Origin of the sequence: Pelomicrobium sp., from assembly GCF_036803785.1 — a bacterium.
In the GTDB taxonomy this organism is placed as follows: domain Bacteria; phylum Pseudomonadota; class Gammaproteobacteria; order Burkholderiales; family UBA6910; genus Pelomicrobium.
This window is the reverse complement of record NZ_DAIRTR010000192.1, coordinates 1-4159: the sequence shown is the minus strand read 5'-3', so window position 1 is coordinate 4159 and position 4159 is coordinate 1. Positions and strand designations below refer to the sequence as shown.

The following is a 4159-nucleotide window of genomic DNA, read 5'->3' as shown; positions in this document are numbered from 1 at the left end:
GTGGCGGACGATCCCCGGCACGTCTTCGTGCGGGGCGACATCGCCGATCAGCGACTGGTGAGCGAGTTGCTCGACAAGTACCACCCCCGCGCCATCGTGCACTTCGCAGCCGAGAGCCACGTGGACCGTTCCATCCACGGGCCCGAGGACTTCATCCAGACCAACGTGGTCGGCACCTTCCGGCTGCTCGACGAAGCGCGTGCCTATTGGGAGCGCCTCCCCGCCGGCGAGCAGGATGCGTTTCGTTTCCTCCATGTCTCCACCGACGAAGTGTATGGCTCCCTGGGGCCCGAGGATTCTCCTTTCTCAGAGACAACCCCCTACGCTCCCAACAGCCCGTACTCGGCCTCCAAGGCCGCCTCCGATCACCTGGTGCGCGCCTATCACCATACCTACGGCTTGCCCACCCTCACCACCAATTGCTCCAACAACTACGGCCCATACCAGTTTCCGGAAAAGCTCATCCCCCTCATGATCCTGAACGGGCTCACCGGACAGCCTCTGCCCGTCTACGGGGACGGGCTTAACGTGCGCGACTGGCTGTACGTGGAGGACCACTGCGCGGCCATCCGCCAGGTGCTGGAGGCGGGTCGCGTAGGCGAGACCTACAACATCGGGGGCGAATGCGAGAAAACCAATATCGAAGTGGTGAAGGCTATCTGTGCGGTTCTGGACGAGCTGCATCCTTCGCGCCGGCCCCATTCAGCCCTCATCAAGTACGTCAAGGACCGTCCCGGACACGACCGGCGCTATGCCATGGACATTCGCAAGATCCGAGACGAGTTGGGCTGGGCGCCCAAAGAGACCTTCGAGACTGGCATCCGCAAGACCATCGACTGGTACATCACGCACCGGGACTGGGTCGATGGGGTGACCACCGGAGCGTATCGGCGCTGGATCGAGCGCAACTACGGCGGCCGCTGACGCAAGAAAGGAGCGCGGCTGACGCCGGCTGCATCAGAAATCTGGGGCGCCCTCGAGCTGTCCAAAGCGGACTTGCAGAATCTCCTGAGTGCTGACCTTGCCGGCAGCGCTTTTCTCCACCACCATGAGCTGTTGGCTATCGGGGAGCCCCGCGGGGATCACCATGCGGCCGCTGGGCTTGAGCTGGTCGATCAGGGGTGGCGGAATCAGCTCAGGCGCGGCCGTCACGATCATCTTGTCGAACGGCCCTTTTTCCGGCCAGCCGTAGTAGCCGTTGCCGACCTTGATCTCCACGTTGGTATATCCCGCCCGTTGCAGCCGCTGCGCGGCTTGAGTGGCGAGTTCTTCGATGATCTCCACGCTGTACACTTTGCGTGCCAGTTCGGCGAGCACCGCCGCCTGGTAGCCGAGCCCGGTACCGATCTCGAGCACGCTGTCTTCTTCTCGGAGCTCGAGCAGATCGGTCATCAGGGCGACGATGAAGGGCTGGGAGATCGTCTTGTCAAAACCGATGGGAAGAGGCCGGTCAATATAGGCAAAGGGCTTGAGCTCGAACGGCACGAACTCGTGCCGTGGCACCTTGCCCATGACCTCCATCACGCGCCCGTCAAGGACGTCCTTGCCGATCCGCTCCCTCGAAAAGAAGGTATGGGCGGCGATATCCACCAGCATCTGCTGGCGCAAGGCAGCGAAGTCCTCGGCGCTCATGGTCCGACACCGAAACGTTAGAAAATCGGCCGGGCGAAAGATTCCCTCTTCCCAGATTAGGCCATTTTGCCGGCCCCCGGGAGGTCTTCGTCACCGCCGCGAGCCGGCCCGGGCTATCGGCTGGCAGCAGCTAAATCGGGTCCCATGCGGATGCGCAGCCAAGAGTCGAACCGGAGACGGTCAGGGGCCCATTCTCATGACCCCCAATGGCGGCTTGGGCCGATAGCTCGCCATTGCCCGTTGAGGTGTCTACTTGTAAGATAAATGAGTGGTCACCTTTGTTGCTAGAAAGAGGACACGCCATGAGGATCGTGGGAATCAAGGAGCTCAAGGGACATCTAAGCGCGTATATCATGAGGGCCCGTCAAGGGGAGCGGGTCATCATCACGGATCGCGGCAAGGAGGTCGCCGAACTCGGGCCACTCAGCGGCGAGCGTCAAGCGCTGAAGGCGCTGGCGGAAGCGGGCAGACTGCGTTGGGCGGGGGGCAAGCCCGCGGGCGTGAAAGGCATCAAAGCGCGGAACAAGACGGTCGCCGAGGCGGTGATAGAAGACCGTCGATGATCGCTTATCTGGATACCAGCAGCCTGGTCAAGCTTTACGTAGAGGAATCCGACTCCGGTCGTGTAAGAGACCTGGTCGAAAGCGTGGACGTGGTCGCCACGTCCCGCGTGGCCTACACGGAAGCGATGGCGGCCTTTGGACGCAGGCTCCGGGAAAAAAGCTTCTCCCGCAAAGAGTTCAGGGAAATGATCCGAGCGCTGGAGAGAGACTGGCAACATTTTGCCGTGCTCGATCTCAACGAGGCCGCAGCCGGTGCCCTGGCGATCAAGCACGCCCTGCGCGCCTTCGATGCAATACACCTGGAAGCTGCGCTGGCCATTCGTCAGCAGGCCAAGGGCAACGAGGTCGGGTTCAGTTCCTTCGATGGGGCCCTGAACGCTGCCGCCTCGCGGGAAGGCTTGAGGGTAATTGGCCTCGAGCCTAGAATCACTCGAATGGACCATCGACCATGAAAGGCATCATCCTCGCGGGGGGCTCCGGCACGCGCCTCTATCCGGTGACCCACGTAGTCTCCAAGCAGTTGCTCCCGATCTACGACAAGCCCATGGTCTATTATCCGCTCAGCACCCTCATGCTGGCGGGCATCCGGGACGTGCTGGTGATCTCCACCCCCCAGGACACGCCTCGATTTCGCGACTTGCTGGGCTCCGGCGCCCAATGGGGCATGAACTTTTCCTACGCGGTGCAGCCGGCCCCGGAAGGGCTGGCCCAAGCATTCGTCATCGGGCGCGATTTCGTGGGGCGGGATGCCTGCGCCCTGGTCCTGGGCGACAACATCTTCTACGGACACGATCTCGCCGCGCTGGTGCAGAAAGCCGCCTGCAGGACGAGCGGCGCCACGGTCTTCGCTTACCCGGTTCAGGACCCGCAGCGCTACGGCGTGGTGGAGTTCGACGACCAGGGGCGGGTGCTGAGCCTGGAGGAAAAACCCAAGCAGCCCCGTTCCCGCTACGCGGTAACTGGTCTCTATTTCTACGACAACCAGGTGCTGGACATCGCCGCTTCCCTCAAACCCTCGGCCCGCGGCGAACTGGAGATCACCGACGTCAACAAGCATTACCTGGAGCAGGGGCAGCTGGAAGTGGTGGTCATGGGTCGGGGCTATGCCTGGCTCGACACCGGCACCCACGAATCCATGCTGGAGGCCGCCCACTTCATCGAGACCATCGAGCGCCGCCAGGGCCTCAAGATCGCCTGTCCGGAGGAAATCGCCTACCGTTTGGGCTACATCAGCGCAGAGCAGCTCGAAGCGCTCGCCAAGCCTTTGGCCAAGAATGGCTACGGCCAGTACTTGCTGCGCATCCTCAACGAACAGGTCTTCTGACAAGGCGCCTATTCCGCGCGCGGGAGGGTTTTCGCTCACCGCTGCAGCTCATGCGCGCGAGCCGTCGGGTGCGCCTTGCGCACCGTGCATACCGTTGCGAGTCAATCCCTAGCAAGCCGTAGGGTGCGCTTCAGCGCACCGCTCCGGAGACCTGTGCATCCCCCGATCGGGGCGTCCGCCGCGCTCAACACACCCTATCGTTCTGGTGTCCCCGACATCCCATCGGTGCGCCTGGCGTGACTGCAACGCAATGAAGCACTTGATGTGTCATAATTTTCGTGCGAATGCCCGTCGACTGCCCCACCGCGAAACGACGGCAGATACCATGAGATCCCGACCCATGCACGTATCCGTATTTTCGAGCAATTGGCTGCGGACGTCGCCCGCGAACCCAAGTGAGCTTGCGGCCCGGCTGCAGCGCGCGGCCGGATTCAGGAATATGCCTGTTCGTATGGGCGGAAAAGTCATCACGACCGAATCCACGAGGTGCGGCAGGAAAACCTGGCCGATTTTTCTGCGTTTTGTGCGGCGATCACTCCTCTGATTCGACAGCGGACAGCGCTGAACCGAAGACAAACGCTCAGCCCGAACCAGTGCGTTCACCCCCAAAAGCGATGGCCTCCACCCCCCACTGAGTCAC

5 protein-coding genes are annotated in these 4159 nt (G+C 62.3%); 4 read left to right on the top strand and 1 reads right to left on the bottom strand.

The window, feature by feature from the left end:
• A partial coding sequence (gene rfbB, locus V7Q81_RS14980; protein ID WP_333844898.1) for a dTDP-glucose 4,6-dehydratase occupies nucleotides 1–924 on the top strand: 924 nt, incomplete at its 5' end.
• A 33-nt stretch (nucleotides 925–957) separates the two neighbouring features.
• On the opposite strand, the gene V7Q81_RS14975 is transcribed toward rfbB, so the two are convergent.
• A complete protein-coding gene (locus tag V7Q81_RS14975; protein WP_333844895.1) occupies nucleotides 958–1632 on the bottom strand; it encodes a protein-L-isoaspartate(D-aspartate) O-methyltransferase in 675 nt (224 codons plus the stop codon).
• A 302-nt stretch (nucleotides 1633–1934) separates the two neighbouring features.
• On the opposite strand from V7Q81_RS14975, the gene V7Q81_RS14970 reads away from it, so the two are divergent.
• From V7Q81_RS14970 to rfbA, 3 genes are read left to right on the top strand one after another with little or no spacing between them, the layout of a single operon-like run.
• Nucleotides 1935–2195 carry a type II toxin-antitoxin system Phd/YefM family antitoxin gene (locus V7Q81_RS14970; protein ID WP_333844892.1) on the top strand — a complete coding sequence of 87 codons (261 nt, stop codon included), beginning with the start codon at nucleotides 1935–1937 and terminating at the stop codon, nucleotides 2193–2195.
• A complete protein-coding gene (locus V7Q81_RS14965; protein WP_333844889.1) occupies nucleotides 2192–2647 on the top strand; it encodes a type II toxin-antitoxin system VapC family toxin in 456 nt (151 codons plus the stop codon). The genes V7Q81_RS14970 and V7Q81_RS14965 overlap by 4 nt, the downstream gene beginning before the upstream one ends.
• Nucleotides 2644–3519: a glucose-1-phosphate thymidylyltransferase RfbA gene (gene rfbA / locus V7Q81_RS14960; RefSeq protein WP_333844886.1), complete on the top strand. Its 876-nt coding sequence runs from the start codon at nucleotides 2644–2646 to the stop codon at nucleotides 3517–3519. Before V7Q81_RS14965 ends, rfbA begins: the two co-directional genes overlap by 4 nt.
• Nucleotides 3520–4159 lie beyond the last annotated feature (640 nt).